Origin of the sequence: Thermococcus alcaliphilus (genome assembly GCF_024054535.1) — an archaeon.
GTDB classification, from domain to species: Archaea; Methanobacteriota_B; Thermococci; order Thermococcales; family Thermococcaceae; genus Thermococcus_A; species Thermococcus_A alcaliphilus.
This window is the reverse complement of sequence record NZ_JAMXLV010000021.1, coordinates 202,125-220,359: the sequence shown is the minus strand read 5'-3', so window position 1 is coordinate 220,359 and position 18,235 is coordinate 202,125. Positions and strand designations below refer to the sequence as shown.

Genomic DNA, 18,235 nt, shown 5'->3' with positions numbered 1-18,235 from the left:
AGAGGAGGTTTATAAGGGTGTTGGCGCCGGGGCAGGGATTTGAACCCTGGCGGGCTTAACGCCCACGGACTCTCCAGGCCCGCGCCTTCCCAGGCTAGGCTACCCCGGCGCTAAAAATAATGAGAATCATGAGATAAGCTCAATCTCTATTGTCACGTCTTCAGGAACACGAATCCTCATGATTTGCCTCATAGCTCTCTCATCAGCTTCAATGTCTATGAGTCTCTTGTGAACTCTAAGTTCAAATCTATCAAAAGTTGCGCTTCCTTCCCCATCAGGGCTCTTTCTTGTGGTTATCCTTATCCTTTTGGTTGGGAGTGGGATAGGCCCGCTCATTCTAACTCCTGTCCTCTCTGCAATCTGCTTGATTTGATCTGTAACCTCATTAAGAGCACTTATGTTTGTGCTCGCAAGCTTAATTCTTGCTTTTTGCATTTTTGCCACCTCTCTAAGTTCTAATGGAAAAAGTAATAATTTTAAAGGAAAAAGCTAGAGAAGGGCTTCACTCGCCCTTCTGGATGGATATAACCATACCGGCAGCGACTGTTTGACCCATGTCTCTGATAGCGAATCTACCGAGCTGTGGTATCTCCTTAACTGGCTCGATGACCATTGGCTTGGTTGGTCTGAGTATTACGATAGCTGAGTCACCGGTCTTGATGAATTGTGGGTTCTCCTCAACGATGTTACCGGTTCTTGGGTCGAGCTTAGCTAAGAGCTGCTCGAATCTAACTGCGACCTGGGTTGTGTGAGCGTGGAGAACTGGTGTGTAGCCGATTGTAATGGCTGTTGGGTGGTTGAGGACGATAATTTGGGCCTTGAATGTGTCCTTTGGTCTGACAACTGTTGGTGGGTTGGTTGTGTGTCCAGCGACGTCACCTCTCTTTATGTCGTTCTTACCGACACCTCTGACGTTGAAACCAATGTTGTCACCTGGAAGAGCCTCTTCAAGTGGCTCGTGGTGCATTTCAATGCTCTTGACTTCACCTTGTATTGGCTTGTGGAAGATTGTTGATGCTGGCTCGAAGATGACTACATCTCCAACCCTAAGTCTTCCGGTTTCAACTCTACCGACTGGGACTGTACCGACACCCTTAATTGAGTAGACGTCTTGGATTGGGATTCTAAGTGGCTTGTCAACTGGCTTCTCTGGCTCTGGGATCTGGTCAAGGGCCTCGATGAGTGTTGGGCCGTTGTACCAGGGCATCTTGTCGCTCTTCTTAACTACGTTGTCGCCTTCCCAAGCGCTGATTGGGATGACTGGGAAGTTCTTGTAACCGAGCATTTGCAAGAGCTTTGTAACCTGGGCTGCAACCTCTTTGAACCTCTTCTCGTCGTAGTTGACCATATCCATCTTGTTAATCGCAACGATTATGTGGTTGATACCGAGTGTTCTTGCAAGGAATGCGTGCTCCTTTGTCTGTGGCATGACACCATCTGTGGCTGCAACGACGAGAACTGCAGCGTCAGCCTGTGAAGCACCGGTAATCATGTTCTTAACGAAGTCTCTGTGACCTGGAGCGTCGATAATAGTGATGTACCTATGTGGGGTCTCGAACTTGGTGTGGGCAACGTCGATTGTAATACCTCTTTCTCTCTCTTCCTTGAGTCTGTCCATGACCCAAGCGAACTTGAATGACTTACCCTTTTCACCCATTTCCTCGAACTTCTTGATGATCTGCTCTGGAATGTTGGCTGTGTCGAAGAGCAATCTACCGATTGTTGTACTCTTTCCGTGGTCTACGTGTCCGATAAACACTATATTAACGTGTGGCTTCTCCTTTGCCATCTTAACACACCTCCAAAGTTATGCCTAAGTCTATTCATCAAAGTGGGTTTTTAAAGCTTTCTCTAAACCTCAGCTCTCTCACGCGGGAAACCCGCATTCTTTTGAGAGAGCCTCATGAGTTCATGGTGGGATAAAAATTAGGGTTTAAAAAATTAACTAAAATTAGACAGTGAGTTCTTAGGCATCAAAGGTAAATTTCCGAAAGAGCAACGTCTATTGAGGCCATACCTGCATAAAATTCACAAAACCCAAAAGACAGTGTATCTCATCTCAGAGATTTAGATCATATCCAAGTTCCTACAGCACTGCAACCATATAGTTAATAACATCAAAACCCAAATATCTTTTGGTGACAAAGAAATGGGCGTCTATATCTTTACACCGGAGGATCTTTTGAGATACGAAACCATAACCAAACACCAGCTGGAAGTGATTAAAGAGTCCATATTAAAGAAAGAAGACATTCTCGTAGTTGGGACAAGCAGGGCAGGTAAAACAAAGCTTATCGAGGCGATAATTCATCTCATTCCAGAAGAATGGAAAATAGCCGTTGTCACTGCCTATGGGGAGTTTAAGCCTTTCAAGAAGAACATCCACGTGATAGACACCGAGTTCAATGAAAAGAGCACCAAGCAGAGGACTAAAGAGGTTATAGAGGAGATTAAGAAACTCAATCCCGATTACGTTGTTATAGACACCCTCCATACAATTGACATTCCATACCTGCTGGACAAAATAATCGATGATTATCCGTTTATAATTTCCTCGCTTGTCCTCTCGAGGGACTTAGTAGAGGAAATAAAACACTGGCTTAGAATAGACGACAAAACCCTTGCAAGGTTTGAGCTGGTTATCGAGTTATATAGGGACATAAAGAGCGGCCTTAGAAGGGTGAACGCAATCTATCGGGTTGTTCAAAAAGAAGGAAAAATAAAGCTGGAGAAAGTTGCTTAAACCTTTGCTTTTAATTCTTCTATCACTTCTTTCAGGTTTTGGAGCATCTCTTCAATGTCTTCAAATGTCATGTATCCCATGTTTCCAATTCTGAAGGTTTTCTCCTTTATGCCTTCACCATAGCCCTTGGCAAGCTCGAATCCTCTCTCACGCATTGCGTTGTAAACTTGATCTCCCTTGATGCCCTCCGGTGTAAGTACTGCCGTTATTGTGGGGCTCTCGTAACCTGGCTCTGCGAGAATTTCTAAGCCAATCTCTCTTACTCCGTTTCTTATCATTTCGCTTCTCTTTCTGTACATGTCGAGCCACTTCTCTTTCCCGCCCATCTTTTTAATTATTCTAAGCACAACGTTTAGGCCAAACTCTTGGGGCATTGCTGGGGTTGAAGGGGGCCCCTGCTTCTCGTTTTGGACCTTAATGTACCTTGGAATGTCAAAATACCAGCCTCTCTCTTCCATTTTGTGAGCTATTTCAATGAATTCTTCACTGAAAGCTCCAATAGCTAATCCAGGAGGAACTCCAAAGGCCTTTTGGGAACTTCCAAAGACAACATCGATTCCCCATTTGGTGAACTTTATGTCAGCCCCACCCATTGCACTCACAGCATCCACGAACACAAGCTTATCGTGCTCCTTTGCCACCTTAGCTAACTCCGGCAGTGGATTAAGGACACCTGTAGAAGTTTCGTTATAGGTTATTGTCACAGCTTCAACATCTGGGTTTTTCTTTAATGCATCGTCAAGATCCTCTGGTTTGACAGCCTTTCCAGGTTCATATTCCAAAGTTACAGCTTTTCTCCCGTTGCTCTCAACAACTTGCTTGTACCTTTTTCCAAAAGCCCCGATTATTGTCACAAGAACTTTTCCGCCCTTGGAAACACCGTTTCTTATGCTTGCTTCCATCACTCCAGTACCGGAGCTTGGGAACAAGAGTACTTCTCCTTTCTCAACTTCAAGGAACTTCTTGAGTCTCTCAACGGTATCGACGTGCATCTGCTTATACTCTTTTGCTCTGTGACTAAACATCTGGACTTTCATTATCTCAAGAACTTCTGGAAAACAGGCAACTGGGCCGGCGGTGAAAAGTTTGTATTTTGGCTTTACTATTTCGTAGACTTCCCTATAAGCATCCTCAAACTGCATAGTATCACCCAGTTGAAAGATACCTCATTGATTATAAAAACCTTTATATATCCACCACCAAAAAGCTTTCAAGTCAAGAATCCAAAACTTTTATAAGCTAAGCAAAGTGCTTACCTTTAGATTACGCTCATTTGGGAGGTGAGAAGCATGGCTTTGAGACCAGCCAAGATTGACAGATACGTTGATAAGCCCGCTTACACGAGAAGGGAATACATTAGAGGTGCCCCCGGTCCGAGAATTACTATCTTCGACATGGGAAACCCTGCTGGAGACTTTGAGTTTGAGGTTAGCCTTCACACAGCCGAACCTGTCCAGATTAGGCAAAACGCACTCGAAGCTGCAAGAACCCAGCTTAACAGATTCCTCACGAAGAACGTCGGTAGGAGCAACTTCCACTACAAGATTAGAGTTTACCCGTTCCAAGTGCTTAGAGAAAACCCAATGGCTACTGGAAGAAAGGCTGACCGTTACGGAAACGGTATGAGAAGGCCCTTTGGAAAGCCAATAGGATTGGCAGCAAGACTTAAGAAAGATCAAAAGATCCTCACCGTTAGAGTTAACAGGCAGCACCTAAAGTTTGCAATCGCCGCAATGAAGAGAGCAAGCATGAAGTTCCCATGCAAGTGCTACTACAGAATCTACGACAAGGAAGGAAACGACGTAACAACCAAAGTACTGTCAACACTTTGAGGTAAAAGCTTATTAACCTTAGTTTTCCCTTTTCTTTCATGAGGGCATTTGTACACCCTTTTAAGTCTCAAATGATTTCTCTCAGTAATGCGCCCCATAATGGTGGAGTTTTCAGAGCTAACGGGTTCTTTTTCATGCAGGTTCACAAAAATTATGATGGTGATTACAAGAAGGACTGTCTTGAATTTGAGAGGGCAAATGGGCTGAAGAATTTTGTAGGTTTCATGACTGCTGCGGATATAGAAAAGGTTCTCTCTATTGTAGAGTCTGGAAACGTTAGGGCATACATCACAGCTGGAATAACTAATCCTGCAATAGCTGGAGATGAGCCTCCCCGATTTTTAAGCAAAACAATCAACATAGCTTTGGTTATTGAAGAAGGGCTCACTCTAGGAGCTATGGCAAATGCAATAATGACGGCCACAGAAGCAAAAACATACACGCTATTGGATCTCGGTTATAATGCCACTGGAACAACAAGCGATGGAATAGGGGTGTTTGCCTTCGAGGGAGAACAGGAGTGGGCAGGAACCGCCACAAGGCTTGGAATAGACATAGGCAGGGCAGTTAGGAAAGCTCTAAAAGAAAGTTTGAAGAAGTGGGAAAAAACTAAAGGTTCTTTGTGAGTTTTTCGTAGAGCTCTTCTACTTTCCTCTCGATATCTCTCTCAGTAAATCCCCTCTTTAGTGCTAGCCATGCGGCTCCCCCGGCTCCAACCCCTTCTTTCACGTAGCCCCTTTCATAGTCTCTAAGACCCTTAAATCTGCTCTTTGAAAAGTCCAAGTTCGCATATTGGTACTCTACCCCCAGTTCCTCGGCTGTTTCTTTGAAAGTTGAACTTTTGTCTTTTATTACCCACTTCGTGGTGACGATAGTGAACCTTTCGAGTTCTTCCCCCATAGCTCTTAACAATGCTGCAACAGCCAGCATTTGTGTTCCACCAGCAAGTATTACTTTTCCTTTGAATCCCCGAGCGATTCCTACAACCGTGGCCATCATCGGGTCGCCAAACTCTTCCAAGGCTGTTAATGGTTTGTCCTTAAGCTCTCCTTCTTTTATACCCGCCCTTTTGAACCCCTCTGCTATTACTTTTTCCTTTAAGGGTTGGGGATTGTCGGGAGAAGCCGAGGAAGTCTTTGCATCGTATTCAAGAGCCCACAAAACCGCTTGAGCTGTTGTTGTTCCTCCCGGTGTTGATTCTCCAATAACTACTTCTTCCAGATTTAGCTTGTTTAGTTCTTCCCCAAAAAGGGATGCTCTGTCTATTATTTCCCTAGTTTCTGGCAAAGCTTTCTCTTTTCTAAAATCTCTTCCCACATAGCTGCTTATGTGCACATGGGGGACGAGAGGGGCTAAATAAGTACCTCCCCTTACAACAATAATCGGAAAGTTTGCAAGCTCTTTTGCGGCTTTCGTGATTATAGCAGGGGTTGGATGTCCCTCAGGAGTTACGGGTATTGCATCTATTATTTTCGGCCTTTCGTAAAAAAGGTATTCCGCATCTGCCGGTGGAGTTAGTTTTGTTAGCTCCGGTGTTGCTCCTGCCATGCTTATTCCTGGTATTAGAGACACCTCGGTGTTTCCCAATACAACAAGCATCATAGATATCACCTTGGACAAATTATCCAATAGGTTTATATACCCTTCCCTTTTATTATTGCTGGACAAATTATCCAGGTGAGGTACATGAGAAAGGTAGCCATTGTGCTGGTACTGCTTATGTTTGGAGTTGTTATAGCAGGTTGCATCGGGCAAACTCAAACCACCCCTACCACAACAGAAACCACTGAAGAAAAAGTGACATCCACGACAACCACAACAAATACAGGAAGCGAAACCCAAACTCCTGCTCCTAAATATCCATTAACTATAGTTGATTTTGCCGGAAGGGAAGTCACCATAGAGAAAGAGCCTCAAAAAATAGTATCTTTAGCTCCTAGTATCACGGAAACCCTTTACTTCATAGGTGCTCTCGACAAAGTTGTTGGAGTCACAAAATTCGACAACTATCCGGAGAATGTTCAGGAAGGAAGAACTGTTGTCGGGGGATTTTCTGATCCCAATATAGAGGTGATAGCATCTTTGAATCCAGACCTTATAATTGGCACCTCAATGCATCTCAAATACTTAGAACAACTTGAAAAGATAGCCCCAGTTATAATCATTGACCCAAAGAGTATAGATGAAATTTACAAAGCAGTTGAACTTTTAGGAAAAGTTACGAATAAAGAGGAAAAAGCCAAAGAAGTTGTAGCTGAAATGAAGGACAAAATTGAGGAGATAGAGAGCAAGGTTCAAGACGTACAGAGGGTAAAGGTGTTCTACATAGTCTGGAGCGATCCTCTGATGACCGCTGGTAACGGTACTTTCATTAACGATCTCATAACATTGGCAGGGGGAGAAAACATCTTTGGAGATACTCAAGGATGGCCGCAAGTAAGCATTGAAGAAGTCTTGGCAAGGAATCCGGAAGTGATAATCCTTCCTCCACATGCGGGAATGAATGCGGAGGATCTTTGCAATACTCAGCTTGTGAACACTGATGCCGTAAAAAATGGGAGGGTTTACACTCTAAGCAGTGATGACATTGTCTCAAGGCCAACTCCAAGGATAGTCGAGGGATTGGAGGAAATCGCAAAGTTCTTACATCCAGATGTGTTTAACTTCACATATCAGCCTCTCGTATGTGAAGCTACGGCAGGCTGATTCTTTTTTTCTCTTTTTGGTGATGGTTATGGGTAGAGCTTTGATGATCCAAGGCACTTCCTCAGGAGCTGGAAAATCTTTATTGGCCCTTGCACTGTGCAGGATTCTTACAAATCTCGGTTACGATGTGGTTCCCTTCAAAAGCCAGAACATGAGTTTAAATTCTGCTCCAAGCATTGAAGGGGGAGAAATAAGCAGGGCTCAATATTTGCAAGCTTTGGCGTGTAAGAAGAAACCTTCTGTGAGGTTCAACCCTATTCTTCTAAAACCTGAGGGGAACATGAGAAGTCAAGTAGTTTTTATGGGAAAGCCCATTGGGAGTGTCTCAGCCAGAGAATACATGCTTTCCACCAAGGAGGAGCTCTTTAAAAGGGTCATGAGGATTCTAGATGAGCTTATGCATAGTCATGATGTTGTAGTAATTGAGGGAGCGGGTTCCCCTGTGGAGATAAACTTGAAGGATTATGATATTGCAAACATGCGGGTTGCAAGGCATGCAAATGCCAAAGTTATTCTCGTGGCTGACATAGATAGAGGGGGTAGTTTTGCCTCAATAGTAGGCACAATGGAGCTTTTAAGCGAGGAGGAAAGGGAGCTAGTTATGGGGTTTGTTTTCAACAAGTTTAGGGGTGATAAATCTCTCCTTGAACCCGGCTTTGGATATTTGGAGCAGAGATATGGGAAAAGGGTCATGGGAGTTATCCCCTATGTGGATCACAAACTGCCAGAAGAAGATTCCTTAGCAGAGTTTCCTAAAGTTAAAGGTGACTTGCGCATACAGATCATCAAGCTTCCACATATAAGCAACTTCACCGATTTCGAGCCCCTTCATTGGGCCAACGGTGTTGATTATGTGACAAAAGCCGACGAGATTGAAGGAGATTTAATAATTATTCCAGGGAGCAAAAACACGGTGGAAGATTTCCTCTGGATGAGGGAGAATGGGATTGAAGATGCCATAATTCAGGCTCACCGCGAGGGTTCATTCGTTGTGGGAATCTGCGGCGGCTTTCAGATGCTTGGGAAGGAGATAATAGACAATGTCGAGTCAAAGAGAGGCAAGGTTAGGGGCATCGGTCTTCTGCCAGCTAAAACGATCTTCACGATGGAAAAGAGAACCAACCACCTGAAATCGAAAATACTGTGGGAGCAAGCCAAGAAAATGGAAGTTGAGGGCTACGAAATAAGGATGGGGCGATCCACAAGTGAGAGGCCGTTCTCAATAATAAAGGAGATAAACGGTACCAAAGCCTTCGAGCCCGAGGGGGCTATAGGTGAGAGAAGCTTTGGAACGTATCTCCATGGAATCTTTCACAACTTCGCATTCACAGAGCGGCTTTTAAACATGCTTCGCTTGGAGAAGGGTCTTGAGCCCTTAAGCCTCGAGGAGTGGAGCCTGGAGGAGGAAATTGAAAGATTTTCCAGAGTTGTGGAAGAAAACTTAGACCTCAATTACATCCTAAGTGAACTTGGGGTGTAGGAGCTTGGCAACTCTGTTTGCAAGTTCAAGTTCTCTTGGTGTGTTCACGTTTAAGGCCAAAAGAGGGTTCCTTAGCTCAACGAATTCTTCTCCCTCATAGGAAACTCCATTAATCCCTACAATCGCGTATCCTCTGTAAGTTGCAACTCTAAGGTCTTTTGGGACTATGTTTAAAGGTAAAACTCCAGTGATGCTGGTTTTTTTCTTTTCAAGCTCGCTTCTTATGAGGGCAATATCACACGCCTTTACGAAAGGCAGATCGGCTGAGACACTTACAAATGGTCCAAACTCCTTCAAGAGCCACTGAACGTCTTCAACATATCCTCTTCCTGGCGTGTTGACGAAGGGAATCCTCTCCCGGAGGCATAGTTCCTTGGTTTTTGGCGTGTTCTTCGAGAGAGCAACAAGGGTTTCATCTATCTTTGAGCTCTCATTGTAAACCCAGAGGAGCATTTCTTTATCTGCTATTTTCAATACTGGTTTTTCTTTTCCCATTCTGGTAGATTTCCCACCTGCTAAGATGATTATCATTGCTATCACAAAAAGAGGATTTTTACATAATTCAAAGCTTTTGTGAAATCCGCGTCCATAGTGACTACTGTAAGATCAAAAACGTTTGCAACAGCACACTGGTAGGCATCGTCGAAATCAAGATTGAGGGTCTTATGTATCCTAATGAGTTCTGGATAGCTCTCTACTGGTAAAGAGAGAATCTCCACATTTGGAAGAACATCTTCTATGAATTCTTCAAAAACTTCTGGTTTTCTTAATTTGAAAAGTATCACTCCAATTGAGTGCAGAGAAAAATCTGTCATATAAAGTCTATCAATATTCTCAGAAAGAAATTTCTTTGCCTCCTCTTTCTTCTTTTGACCAAGAAGGATCTCCAAGAAAATATTTGTATCCACAAGAAACATCAGGTCCTCCACTCCAAAGCCTTGTGTTGAAGTTCAACTGAGGAAAACTCCGACTTAACTTTGCCTTCCCATGAAAACGTGAATCCCTTTCTTTTTTTCTCCCGATATTTTTTAAGAAGGAACTCTGCATAATCAAAAACCTCCTTTTTAAGCTCGGGAGGAAGTTTGGAGAGAACCTTCTCGATCTCTTGCATATTCTCACCGAATAGAATTTGGTTCAGAAAACTTTTAAACTTATGCGTCAGCTTCATTCCAATAGCATAAATACAAAAGCCATAAGTAAAAGTGTTCCGGCTCTTGTTATCTCCGCTATTGCTCCAATGCAGTCCCCATTTAAACCTCCGAAATTGTCTATACTAACCTTCATGACGTATGCACTAACCAAAAGTCCAACAACTGAAAAAATGGCCTTTGGGTTATAAAATCCTATAGGGAAGATGAGGATCGAGTATAACAAGGTGCCAACAGCCAATTGCCTTTTGTTCATCTTTTCCATAAAATACCATCCTAATCCTGATCCAAGTGGTTTTTTGGTGGCTAAAGCAAGGAGCATTGCATACTTTGAGTTCAGCTCAGCTAGAAATATTGCATAAAATGGGAGATAGTTTAGAGAGTATATCTGAACAAAAAGTACCATTACAACAGCAAAAATTCCAGCTATACCCGTGTTTAGATCTTTCATGGCTTTAATTTTCCTTTCTCTGTCTCCTTTAACCATAATTCCATCGGCCCAATCGGCTAGCCCGTCCAAGTGGAGTAGGCCTATTGTGGAGTAAAGCGAGAGAATTGCTAAGATGTTTTTCATAGGAAGGTCAAGGTATAAAATCAGGGTGGGCAGAGAGGAAGTAAGGGTAGCAAGCAGAGGAAAGGTCCATATCTCATTCCTGGCTTTTTCGAAGTCTCCCCTTATTGGGATTCTTGTCATGAAGGGGATGATGTTTCTCATGCAACCACCTGGCTAATTAATCCAATTGCAAGAAAGCTTAAAAAGTCTGCCTCTAAGTGCCATCCATGAAAAAGGAACGCTATCGAAAATTGCTTGTCTTGGTTTTGATTTTGACCTTCTTATATACTCTCGGGTTGCTGGGTATACTCCCTTTTGCCGTGAGTTACTACATCACGATCTTCTTTATATTCCTCTTTCTCTTCCTTCGTTGGGAGTCCCGGATGAAGTGAGCTCGAAAACTTTTGTCATGCATCCGGCAATGAATCCTCCTATGGCATCGTCCAGGAAAGGATGGAGCTCCTTTAAAATCCCGGGCTTTTTTGTGTCATAGTAAAAGAAGTTGAAGAGTGCCATCTTGCCCCCAATATATTCAGCTATGTTAATCCCGATGAGCTCATCGGCAACTAGGTTTACGGGATCACCTTCAACTTCAAAGCTCTCCTCCAAGAGCAGAGCAGCTGTCAAAAGTGCTTGGATATTTATATCGTTTAGATAGTGGTGCATGATTTCCTTGAGTTTTTCTTTGACCTTTTCTCTCTCTTCCCCGATGTAGAGCTCCAGAGCGGTATCGAGCATTTTTTCAAGGGTTATTCCCTTGGAATTAAGCTTTTCAATCATCCCTCATCACCTTAAACCTTAACCACCAATACTTTTCGCTTTTCTCAATGGAAAGCTTTTCAAGCTTAAAACGCTCCCTAAAGAGTGGGCCGGAGAGTGTTACCGTGTGGAACTCTCCCCTTTCACCGAGCGGATCTACGGCGGGGTTCTTGTCTAAGAATACATCTAAATCTTCCAGGGAGGAAAACTTATATCCTAACCAGTCTTTTCCAAGTTTTTCCTTATTTACTGCAATTATTGCATATTCAAAGCCAGCATTAAGAATCTCTTCGGCTAGCTCAAGCGTATTTCGTCCCCACAGGGGTTCTAAGCTTTTAACACCGGCTTTTTCAGCAAGCCACTCCATCCACTTTAGGTGTTCTTCTAGGAATATGTCCCCTGCTATGAGATAATCAACTTCAAGGGATGCTATGAATCTGGCTAAAGAATCTCCTCCTTCTGCCATGTCAAAGGTAAGGAGAGTTTTCCCCATGGCATTTGCAATGATCTTAAGGGCATCAAAATTTTCCCAGTGGGGAGATAGTCCAATTGAAGTCTTGAGAGCAAGTAAATAGGGAACTTTGATACCTCTTTTTTCGGCAAGGTAAAGAGCGTATAATCCATCCTTTCCACCTGAGAAAAAAGCTACACTCCTCAAAGCCTTCCCTCCAGCTTTGCCTCTTCGTATTCCTCTTTGACTTTTTGAAGCTCTGCCTCCTCCACGTAAGGAATTATTGCACCACAGTTAAGGCAGAGCCAGGGATAAGCTTTTACAGTCCCGCTAATTGCCCCTTCAAATCCCTTTTTCCATGGAGCCTTCCAGAAGTGGAGGGCGTAGCTTTCCTGTGGGCTTTTTCCTTTTACAATTATTCCCTCACAAAATTTTGTCTCCATGCCACCACCAAAATTATAAATCCATTGGACATTTTATCCTTTATGCTGCTGAGGTTTGAGAGCCTTAAAAGGATTGGCGAAGTTTATATAAATCCAAAAAACTTCAAAACTATGCCGCTATTCTTAAAGACGTGGAGAGACCTTCTTTCTCTGGATGAAAAAACCTATGGGGTTTATGCTAAAACCCTCTACAACCCGAAGGAAAGGTTTCTGGTCAAAGATGAGAAGGATGAGAAAAAGGCCCACGAGCTTGTGAAACTCTATCATGAATTCCTTAGATCTCCCTTGAGGTTCTGCAGTAGAGGAAACTATGAATACCAGATGAAAATAAAAGCCTTTGAGGGCTTACCCTTTGCAAACGGATGGGTTGGTTCAAAAATTGCCTTGGTAGGTGAAGCGCCGGGTAGAAAAGGGTGCGGATTAACGGGAATATGCTTCTACAGAGATGCCTCGGGAATGCTTCTTAGGAAAACGCTTTTCTCCCTCGGCATAAACCCGGATTTTGTGTACATCACCAATGTTGTTAAGTGCAATCCTCCGGAAAACAAGCTGAAAGGATTTGGGGAAAAGGAGCTAGGGCTTTTGGAGAGGGAGCTCGATATCCTCAAGCCTAAAGCCATTTTTGCCGTCGGCAGAACCGCTCAGAAAGCCCTGAAAAAGCTTGGCCTTGATGCAATTTACCTTAAACATCCAGCCTGGTACGTTAGGAGAGGAATAAAAGAACCAAACGAGGAGATTCTTGAAGAGTATGAAGAAATAAGAAAGGCATTTGTCTCAATTCATGGCAGAGTATTTTGAAACGTGGCAAAATATTGCCATCAAAGTTTTTTGATAATTCTAGTTCTCCCTAAATTGAGCTCCGGAAAGAGTTAAAAGGATAAAATATCCAACACTGTTGATGCCGAAATGAAGCCGATAATCTTTCTCCTTGCGTTGGTGTTGGATTTGGTGATAGGAGAACCACCCGCCTTAATTCACCCTGTAGTGTGGTTTGGCAAGCTCATTGAATTTTTTGATAAACACTACAGAAGGAGAAGCCCAGCTCTAGACCTTGTTATAGGGTCTTTAGGGGCGATGGCTGTGATTGGCTTTGCCTTTTTCCTTTCAAAACTTCCGTACTTTTTGCCTAGATGGCTTAGCATTGCCTTGGGTGCTTACCTTTTAAAGACCTCCTTTGCTATAAAAAGCCTTGCCTGGCATGTAAAGAACACCATAAGGGAAGACATCGAAGAACAGCGAAAGTACGTTGGTTTGATTGTGAGCAGAGATGTGAAAAGCCTAGATAGGTATCATCTTAACTCAGCAGCAATCGAAAGCCTCGCCGAGAACATCGTGGATAGTGTGGTTGCTCCAATTTTCTATTTTCTCCTCTTTGGGTTAAGCGGGGCATTGGTGTATAGAGCCATAAACACTCTCGATGCCATGATTGGATATAGGAATGAGAGATACGAGTTTTTTGGAAAGTTTGCGGCTAGAATGGACGACCTTGTAAACTTTATTCCTGCACGTTTTACCGTTCTTTTGTTTCTTCCTTTCGGCCCTAGAAAAGTAGTGTCTCATTATAAAAAGGCCAAATTCAAAATAAATGGGGATAAACCGATTGCGGCAATGAGCGCCGTTTTAGGAGTCTGGCTTGAGAAATACGGGGCATACCATTTTGATGGCAAAGCACCAGAACTTGAGGATATAAAACGAGCTCTTAGAATCTACTGGATTGTTGTGGGTGAATGGATACTTATATCTGCTTTGGTTATGTGGAGGTGGTAGAATGCTTAAGCCTGTTAAATTTAACGCTCAGCATGGAGGCGCTAGAAGGGAGGGATTGTTGGACTTTTCAGCCTCATTGAACCCCTATCTTCCAGAATGGATAGATGAGATGGTTGAGCGTGCTAAAGCCCTAAGCAATCGCTACCTCTACTGGGAAGGGCTTGAAGAAGAACTTTCGAACATTGTGGGGGAACCATTAACGGTCACGGCTGGAATAACCGAAGCTTTATATCTAGTTGGCATCCTCGCAATGAAAGAAAAAAGAAAAGTGATCATTCCAGAGCACACCTACGGAGAATACGAGAGAATTGCAAAAATTTTTGGGGCTGAGATCATAAAGACTCCAAATGATCCAAGAACAATGGCTGAGAAAGTTGATAAAGGTAGTATTATCTTCTTCTGCAATCCCAACAACCCTGATGGGAAATTCTATGGGGTGAAAGAGCTTAAACCCTTAATCCAAGCAGTGGAGGATGAAAATTCACTTCTCGTTCTAGATGAGGCTTTTATAGATTTCGTGAAAGATGCAGAAAGTCCCGAAAGTGAAAACATAGTAAAGCTGAGAACATTTACAAAGAGCTATGGCTTGCCGGGGGTTAGAGTTGGCTATGTTGTTGGGTTTGAGGAGGCCTTCAAAAGTGTAAGAATGCCTTGGAGCATTGGGTCCCTTGGCTATGCGTTTTTAGAGTTTGTCATAGCGGATGAATTTGAACACTTAAAACGAACAATGCCACTAATCTGGAAAGAAAAAGAGCGAGTAGAACGTGAATTAAACGTAAAAAGCGATGCAAACTTCTTCATCAAATACGTTGGAGATGCAAAAACCACGGTTGAGAAGCTTGTGGAGAAGAGAATACTCGTTAGAGACTGCTCAAGTTTTGGATTGCCTGGCTACATAAGATTCAGCATTCGAAAAAAAGAGGAAAATGACAAACTAATAGAGGCTCTTAGGAATATCTGAGTATTATATTTGACCTTTTATTTTCTAGGGTTTTTAGCACAGTGGTGAACATGCTTACAAATGACGAAGCAATATTTTATATACTATGAGACCATAAACAAAAATAATTGATGTAAATCAAGTTTATTGTTTTTATATATCAAAAAAGTTAGTAATCAGGCCAAAGATATGGGGGTGGTTTTATGCTCACAGATCATGAGATCAAAAGACAGGATAGGGAGATCAAATTGTATGGAATTGAGAACCAAGAAAAGCTCAAATCTGCAAAGGTTGCTGTTGTGGGTCTTGGAGGATTAGGGTGCCCTGTGGCGTACTATTTAGCCGGTGCTGGTGTGGGAACCCTTCTTCTCATCGATTACGAAAAACCTGAACTTAGCAATTTGGATCGTCAAATACTCCATTGGGAAGAAGATGTTGGAAAGAATTCCAAAGTGAATTCTGCAAAATGGAAACTTGAACGATTTAATCCAACCATAAAAGTAGAGGTCTTTGAGGAAAAATTATCAGAAGAAAATGTAGCAGAAGTGCTAGAGGGAGTTGATGTGGTTGTTGACTGCTTAGACAATTTTCACACTCGATATATCATAGATAAATACTGTCAAAAAGCAAAAATCCCCCTAGTACACGGTGGCATCAAGGGGCTTTACGGAGAGGTTACTACCATCATTCCAGGAAAAACCCAGAATTTAGAGGAGCTATTTTCAGGGCTTGATGAAGCAAAGATGGAAAAAACACCAATGTTCGGTCCACTTGCAGGGATTATCGGTACCATAGAAGCAGCGGAGGTCGTAAAGATCATAACTCATTGTGGAGAGTGCCTAACCAATAAGTTGCTTATTGTAGACTTAACAACGGATTCATTTGAGACAATAGATCTTAAATAAGGTAAGGAAAGGAAGCTAAGCTCCAAACTTTTCAGTTCTCCCCATTAAGTCCATCATCATTGGCACTATGTATTTTCCTCTGACCCTTCCTATTCCTCCGCGCATGCACTCTCTTTCGCCAAAGCTCTCTGTGTAATCTGCTCTAACTCCTCCACCGGCTATGAGCAACGGAACCGGATCACCGCTGTGGTTTTTGACTTCACATGGGGTTGAGTGGTCTCCAGTGATTGCTATTACCGTATTTTCAAAGTCTATGTTGTCAATTATGTATCCTATCATCTCATCGGCTTTTTCAATCATTTCCACCTTTTTCATGGGGTTGTTATCGTGCCCAGCTGCATCGGTTGGTTTAAAGTGGAGGAACACAAAGTCGTAGTCATTTAGGAGCTCAACGACTTTCTTTGCCTTGGCCATTGGGTCGGTGTTGTACTCACCCGTGGCTCCTTCGGGAGTGTAAACGTCGAAGCCTATAGCCCTTGCAACACCTTTAACTAAGGCAGTTGCAACAACGGCAGCAGCCTTTACCTTCCACTCCTCGGTGAACTTCATTGGGATGTTTGGATAGGTTCCAGCACCGCGAATAAGGAGATAATTTGCCACTGGCTTACCTTCCTTTCTGCGCTTTTCGTTTATCGGGTGCTTCTCAAGAACTTCATGCGCTTTCTGCACAAATTCTTCTAAAATTTCCGCAACTTTTTTGCTATCCTCATCGGCATACTCAAATTTGTGTGGTGGCTTTCCAGCTTCATGAGGGTCGTTTTCTCCAACCTTGTATCCCTTGGCCATGCCTTTGAGCACGAGAACCGCTCTGTGACCTGTTGCTCCGACAAATACGAACTCTACTGGTATTTTAACGTTCTCCTGAATTGCCTTTGCAAGCTCATGAGCCTCTTCCGTGCTTATTCTTCCAGCTCTCCTGTCGGTTATTATTCCGTTCTCGATTGTGGCAAAGTTAACTCTAAATGCCAAGTCGTCCTCATCTAGGTCTAATCCCACCCCTAGGGCTTCAAAGAAGCCCCTTCCTCTGTAGGTTTGATATGGATCATAACCGAAGATTGCCAGATGCGCTGTGTCGCTTCCCGCAGGTTTACCCGGGGCTATGGGGTCTTGCTGCCCGAGAATTCCGATCTTTGCGAGCTTATCCATGTTTGGAGTTTTTGCGTACTCAAGAGGAGTTTTCCCATCAAGTTCTTTTACGGGTCTGTCTCCAAGTCCATCGAGAATTATGAGAATGCCTTTTCTTTTCATATCCTACCACCTAGGGTGAATACAGAGAGAGAATTAAAAACTTTATGAGAAACCTTTTTAATATCAATGTTTTCTCCCAATTGAGGTGAGAGCGTGAAGATACTCTGGGCACCGTGGCGCATCGAGTACATTCGTTCCCCAAAGCACAACGGCTGCATATTTTGTGATTTCCCCAAAGAAAACCGCGATGAAGAGAGATTAATCCTTTACAGAGGTAAGCATGCATTCGTTATCATGAACAACTATCCCTATAATCCTGGGCATGTGATGATCGCTCCTTACAGACATGTTGGAAAATGGGAAGATCTCACCGATGAGGAACTTTTAGATATTATGAAGCTTTCTCAACTAATGATAAAGGCTTTAAAGAAAGCTATGAATCCAGACGGGTTTAATATGGGAGTGAATCTTGGAAGAGTAGCGGGGGCTGGCATAGACGACCACGTTCACCTTCACATCGTGCCGAGGTGGAATGGAGATACTAACTTTATGCCTGTAATAGCGGACACGAAAGTTATTCCAGAGTCCCTCGAAGAGGCATACAAGGAATTGAAAAAGGCATTAGAAGAGCTCATTTAGCCTTCAAGCCTGTCAAGGTCGTAGTTGAAGGTCTTTCCATCTATCTCGGGTGTTATAGACTTGAGAACCTCCAGGGTGTACACCCTTCCCTTTTTCTCCACTTCAATGAGAGTCGTGGCCATAAACTCGATAATTGGTAGTGCCACAGGGTGAACGTTCTTTAGAACATCCCTGTTTATGAAGTAGATGGCTATTCTTCTCTTATCTCCAAGACGTAGGTATATTTCGGCGAGAGTTGCCATGAGGTCGAACTTATCCTCTGAAAGCAGGAGCACTTTTTCAAGCCCGAGCACCGGGTTTATTGTGGTTTCCTCTTCGGAAACAACCCCCGTGTATATTCTTTCGTACTCCTTCCTGATTATGGTTCCTCCACGCGGGCTTATTATTCCCACTATTTTGCCTACCTCAGCAATTCCCCCTATCTTTATGACTGGAATCTCATCAAAGATTGAAACATCAACCCCAGCTAGCTCCAGCTGGGTCTTGTATATGTGAAGGGTGTCCATGAAGTCGTCAATGAGCACTCTCTTTCCTTCATTGAGGGCATCCTTTATGAGGATGTAGAGAACATAGGAAGGAACAGCTGTAGAGTCATGCTCCACAACAACGGTCTCGCCAGGTTTTATGTGTGATAAGAGATCAATTATCTGCATTTATACCTCACCATAGTTATAGTACGCG

Annotated in this window: 23 protein-coding genes and 1 tRNA gene; 10 read left to right on the top strand and 14 right to left on the bottom strand. The window is 43.2% G+C overall.

Annotated elements, in window-relative coordinates; all coding sequences use genetic code 11:
- Window positions 1-21 precede the first annotated feature (21 nt).
- The 3 genes from NF859_RS07770 to tuf form a co-directional block, all read right to left on the bottom strand.
- A tRNA-Ser gene (locus tag NF859_RS07770) sits at window positions 22-109 on the bottom strand.
- Between the two features lie 17 nt (window positions 110-126).
- The gene (gene rpsJ, locus NF859_RS07765) at window positions 127-435 is read right to left on the bottom strand and encodes a 30S ribosomal protein S10 (protein WP_004068568.1); all 309 of its coding nucleotides are present in this window, start codon (window positions 433-435) and stop codon (window positions 127-129) included.
- A gap of 67 nt (window positions 436-502) precedes the next feature.
- Window positions 503-1,789 carry a translation elongation factor EF-1 subunit alpha gene (gene tuf, locus NF859_RS07760; protein WP_252743720.1) on the bottom strand — a complete coding sequence of 429 codons (1,287 nt, stop codon included), beginning with the start codon at window positions 1,787-1,789 and terminating at the stop codon, window positions 503-505.
- Between the two features lie 360 nt (window positions 1,790-2,149).
- Between tuf and NF859_RS07755 the strand changes: the two genes are divergently transcribed.
- Window positions 2,150-2,743 carry an ATP-binding protein gene (locus NF859_RS07755; protein ID WP_252743719.1) on the top strand — a complete coding sequence of 198 codons (594 nt, stop codon included), beginning with the start codon at window positions 2,150-2,152 and terminating at the stop codon, window positions 2,741-2,743.
- On the opposite strand, the gene NF859_RS07750 is transcribed toward NF859_RS07755, so the two are convergent.
- On the bottom strand, window positions 2,740-3,885 hold the full coding sequence (locus tag NF859_RS07750; RefSeq protein WP_252743718.1) for an alanine--glyoxylate aminotransferase family protein: 1,146 nt from the start codon (window positions 3,883-3,885) through the stop codon (window positions 2,740-2,742). The two genes, NF859_RS07755 and NF859_RS07750, sit on opposite strands and share 4 nt — an antisense overlap.
- Before the next feature lie 147 nt (window positions 3,886-4,032).
- Here NF859_RS07750 and NF859_RS07745 point away from each other — a divergent pair, with 147 nt between their 5' ends.
- A complete protein-coding gene (locus tag NF859_RS07745) occupies window positions 4,033-4,575 on the top strand; it encodes a 50S ribosomal protein L16 (protein ID WP_004067179.1) in 543 nt (180 codons plus the stop codon).
- Window positions 4,576-4,613: 38 nt separating this feature from the next.
- Window positions 4,614-5,201, top strand: a complete 588-nt coding sequence (locus NF859_RS07740) for an adenosylcobinamide amidohydrolase (protein ID WP_252743717.1) — start codon at window positions 4,614-4,616, stop codon at window positions 5,199-5,201.
- Here the strand turns inward: NF859_RS07740 and cobT are convergent.
- Window positions 5,185-6,177 carry a nicotinate mononucleotide-dependent phosphoribosyltransferase CobT gene (cobT, locus tag NF859_RS07735; RefSeq protein WP_289846451.1) on the bottom strand — a complete coding sequence of 331 codons (993 nt, stop codon included), beginning with the start codon at window positions 6,175-6,177 and terminating at the stop codon, window positions 5,185-5,187. The two genes, NF859_RS07740 and cobT, sit on opposite strands and share 17 nt — an antisense overlap.
- A gap of 84 nt (window positions 6,178-6,261) precedes the next feature.
- On the opposite strand from cobT, the gene NF859_RS07730 reads away from it, so the two are divergent.
- On the top strand, window positions 6,262-7,281 hold the full coding sequence (locus NF859_RS07730; protein ID WP_252743715.1) for an ABC transporter substrate-binding protein: 1,020 nt from the start codon (window positions 6,262-6,264) through the stop codon (window positions 7,279-7,281).
- A gap of 28 nt (window positions 7,282-7,309) precedes the next feature.
- Complete coding sequence (locus NF859_RS07725) at window positions 7,310-8,761, top strand: cobyric acid synthase (protein WP_252743714.1); 1,452 nt, start codon at window positions 7,310-7,312, stop codon at window positions 8,759-8,761.
- Here the strand turns inward: NF859_RS07725 and NF859_RS07720 are convergent.
- The 7 genes from NF859_RS07720 to NF859_RS07690 form a co-directional block, all read right to left on the bottom strand.
- The gene (locus NF859_RS07720) at window positions 8,741-9,292 is read right to left on the bottom strand and encodes an NTP transferase domain-containing protein (RefSeq protein ID WP_252743769.1); all 552 of its coding nucleotides are present in this window, start codon (window positions 9,290-9,292) and stop codon (window positions 8,741-8,743) included. The two genes, NF859_RS07725 and NF859_RS07720, sit on opposite strands and share 21 nt — an antisense overlap.
- 5 nt (window positions 9,293-9,297) lie before the next feature.
- Window positions 9,298-9,678, bottom strand: coding sequence for a type II toxin-antitoxin system VapC family toxin (locus NF859_RS07715; protein ID WP_252743713.1), 381 nt, complete (start codon window positions 9,676-9,678; stop codon window positions 9,298-9,300).
- Window positions 9,678-9,872, bottom strand: coding sequence for a DUF2281 domain-containing protein (locus NF859_RS07710; protein WP_252743712.1), 195 nt, complete (start codon window positions 9,870-9,872; stop codon window positions 9,678-9,680). Before NF859_RS07710 ends, NF859_RS07715 begins: the two co-directional genes overlap by 1 nt.
- 53 nt (window positions 9,873-9,925) lie before the next feature.
- On the bottom strand, window positions 9,926-10,624 hold the full coding sequence (cobS, locus tag NF859_RS07705) for an adenosylcobinamide-GDP ribazoletransferase (protein WP_252743711.1): 699 nt from the start codon (window positions 10,622-10,624) through the stop codon (window positions 9,926-9,928).
- Between the two features lie 183 nt (window positions 10,625-10,807).
- Window positions 10,808-11,242 (bottom strand): alpha-ribazole phosphatase CobZ, encoded by a 435-nt coding sequence (cobZ, locus tag NF859_RS07700; protein ID WP_252743710.1) that lies wholly within the window; start codon window positions 11,240-11,242, stop codon window positions 10,808-10,810.
- Window positions 11,235-11,879: a PAB0415 family putative ATP pyrophosphatase gene (locus tag NF859_RS07695; RefSeq protein WP_252743709.1), complete on the bottom strand. Its 645-nt coding sequence runs from the start codon at window positions 11,877-11,879 to the stop codon at window positions 11,235-11,237. Before NF859_RS07695 ends, cobZ begins: the two co-directional genes overlap by 8 nt.
- On the bottom strand, window positions 11,876-12,115 hold the full coding sequence (locus NF859_RS07690; protein ID WP_252743708.1) for a hypothetical protein: 240 nt from the start codon (window positions 12,113-12,115) through the stop codon (window positions 11,876-11,878). Before NF859_RS07690 ends, NF859_RS07695 begins: the two co-directional genes overlap by 4 nt.
- 42 nt (window positions 12,116-12,157) lie before the next feature.
- Between NF859_RS07690 and NF859_RS07685 the strand changes: the two genes are divergently transcribed.
- From NF859_RS07685 to NF859_RS07670, 4 genes are all read left to right on the top strand, one after another.
- Window positions 12,158-12,913, top strand: coding sequence for a uracil-DNA glycosylase family protein (locus tag NF859_RS07685; RefSeq protein WP_252743707.1), 756 nt, complete (start codon window positions 12,158-12,160; stop codon window positions 12,911-12,913).
- 108 nt (window positions 12,914-13,021) lie between these two features.
- Window positions 13,022-13,882: an adenosylcobinamide-phosphate synthase CbiB gene (cbiB, locus tag NF859_RS07680; RefSeq protein WP_252743706.1), complete on the top strand. Its 861-nt coding sequence runs from the start codon at window positions 13,022-13,024 to the stop codon at window positions 13,880-13,882.
- A 1-nt stretch (window position 13,883) separates the two neighbouring features.
- Window positions 13,884-14,843: an aminotransferase class I/II-fold pyridoxal phosphate-dependent enzyme gene (locus NF859_RS07675; RefSeq protein ID WP_252743705.1), complete on the top strand. Its 960-nt coding sequence runs from the start codon at window positions 13,884-13,886 to the stop codon at window positions 14,841-14,843.
- A 182-nt stretch (window positions 14,844-15,025) separates the two neighbouring features.
- On the top strand, window positions 15,026-15,727 hold the full coding sequence (locus tag NF859_RS07670; protein ID WP_252743704.1) for a ThiF family adenylyltransferase: 702 nt from the start codon (window positions 15,026-15,028) through the stop codon (window positions 15,725-15,727).
- Window positions 15,728-15,742: 15 nt separating this feature from the next.
- Here the strand turns inward: NF859_RS07670 and NF859_RS07665 are convergent, their stop codons facing one another.
- Window positions 15,743-16,975, bottom strand: coding sequence for a 2,3-bisphosphoglycerate-independent phosphoglycerate mutase (locus NF859_RS07665; RefSeq protein WP_252743703.1), 1,233 nt, complete (start codon window positions 16,973-16,975; stop codon window positions 15,743-15,745).
- A 93-nt stretch (window positions 16,976-17,068) separates the two neighbouring features.
- Here NF859_RS07665 and NF859_RS07660 point away from each other — a divergent pair, with 93 nt between their 5' ends.
- Window positions 17,069-17,554, top strand: a complete 486-nt coding sequence (locus tag NF859_RS07660; protein ID WP_087037365.1) for an HIT family protein — start codon at window positions 17,069-17,071, stop codon at window positions 17,552-17,554.
- Here NF859_RS07660 and NF859_RS07655 read toward each other — a convergent pair.
- Window positions 17,551-18,207, bottom strand: a complete 657-nt coding sequence (locus tag NF859_RS07655; RefSeq protein ID WP_252743702.1) for a DUF257 family protein — start codon at window positions 18,205-18,207, stop codon at window positions 17,551-17,553. The genes NF859_RS07660 and NF859_RS07655 overlap by 4 nt on opposite strands.
- Between the last annotated feature and the right edge of the window lie 28 nt (window positions 18,208-18,235).

Excerpts from the sequence above, each read along its gene's own strand:
- NF859_RS07740 (WP_252743717.1), top strand. The coding sequence starts at position 4,614 with ATGAGGGCATTTGTACACCCTTTTAAGTCTCAAATGATTTCTCTCAGT.
- NF859_RS07720 (WP_252743769.1), bottom strand. The coding sequence starts at position 9,292 with ATGATAATCATCTTAGCAGGTGGGAAATCTACCAGAATGGGAAAAGAA.
- NF859_RS07710 (WP_252743712.1), bottom strand. The coding sequence starts at position 9,872 with ATGCAAGAGATCGAGAAGGTTCTCTCCAAACTTCCTCCCGAGCTTAAA.
- cobT (WP_289846451.1), bottom strand. The coding sequence starts at position 6,177 with ATGATGCTTGTTGTATTGGGAAACACCGAGGTGTCTCTAATACCAGGA.
- NF859_RS07725 (WP_252743714.1), top strand. The coding sequence starts at position 7,310 with ATGGGTAGAGCTTTGATGATCCAAGGCACTTCCTCAGGAGCTGGAAAA.
- NF859_RS07675 (WP_252743705.1), top strand. The coding sequence starts at position 13,884 with ATGCTTAAGCCTGTTAAATTTAACGCTCAGCATGGAGGCGCTAGAAGG.
- NF859_RS07665 (WP_252743703.1), bottom strand. The coding sequence starts at position 16,975 with ATGAAAAGAAAAGGCATTCTCATAATTCTCGATGGACTTGGAGACAGA.
- NF859_RS07750 (WP_252743718.1), bottom strand. The coding sequence starts at position 3,885 with ATGCAGTTTGAGGATGCTTATAGGGAAGTCTACGAAATAGTAAAGCCA.
- NF859_RS07690 (WP_252743708.1), bottom strand. The coding sequence starts at position 12,115 with ATGGAGACAAAATTTTGTGAGGGAATAATTGTAAAAGGAAAAAGCCCA.
- NF859_RS07730 (WP_252743715.1), top strand. The coding sequence starts at position 6,262 with ATGAGAAAGGTAGCCATTGTGCTGGTACTGCTTATGTTTGGAGTTGTT.
- NF859_RS07670 (WP_252743704.1), top strand. The coding sequence starts at position 15,026 with ATGCTCACAGATCATGAGATCAAAAGACAGGATAGGGAGATCAAATTG.
- NF859_RS07655 (WP_252743702.1), bottom strand. The coding sequence starts at position 18,207 with ATGCAGATAATTGATCTCTTATCACACATAAAACCTGGCGAGACCGTT.
- tuf (WP_252743720.1), bottom strand. The coding sequence starts at position 1,789 with ATGGCAAAGGAGAAGCCACACGTTAATATAGTGTTTATCGGACACGTA.
- NF859_RS07685 (WP_252743707.1), top strand. The coding sequence starts at position 12,158 with ATGCTGCTGAGGTTTGAGAGCCTTAAAAGGATTGGCGAAGTTTATATA.
- cbiB (WP_252743706.1), top strand. The coding sequence starts at position 13,022 with ATGAAGCCGATAATCTTTCTCCTTGCGTTGGTGTTGGATTTGGTGATA.
- NF859_RS07755 (WP_252743719.1), top strand. The coding sequence starts at position 2,150 with ATGGGCGTCTATATCTTTACACCGGAGGATCTTTTGAGATACGAAACC.
- cobZ (WP_252743710.1), bottom strand. The coding sequence starts at position 11,242 with ATGATTGAAAAGCTTAATTCCAAGGGAATAACCCTTGAAAAAATGCTC.
- cobS (WP_252743711.1), bottom strand. The coding sequence starts at position 10,624 with ATGAGAAACATCATCCCCTTCATGACAAGAATCCCAATAAGGGGAGAC.
- rpsJ (WP_004068568.1), bottom strand. The coding sequence starts at position 435 with ATGCAAAAAGCAAGAATTAAGCTTGCGAGCACAAACATAAGTGCTCTT.
- NF859_RS07715 (WP_252743713.1), bottom strand. The coding sequence starts at position 9,678 with ATGTTTCTTGTGGATACAAATATTTTCTTGGAGATCCTTCTTGGTCAA.
- NF859_RS07745 (WP_004067179.1), top strand. The coding sequence starts at position 4,033 with ATGGCTTTGAGACCAGCCAAGATTGACAGATACGTTGATAAGCCCGCT.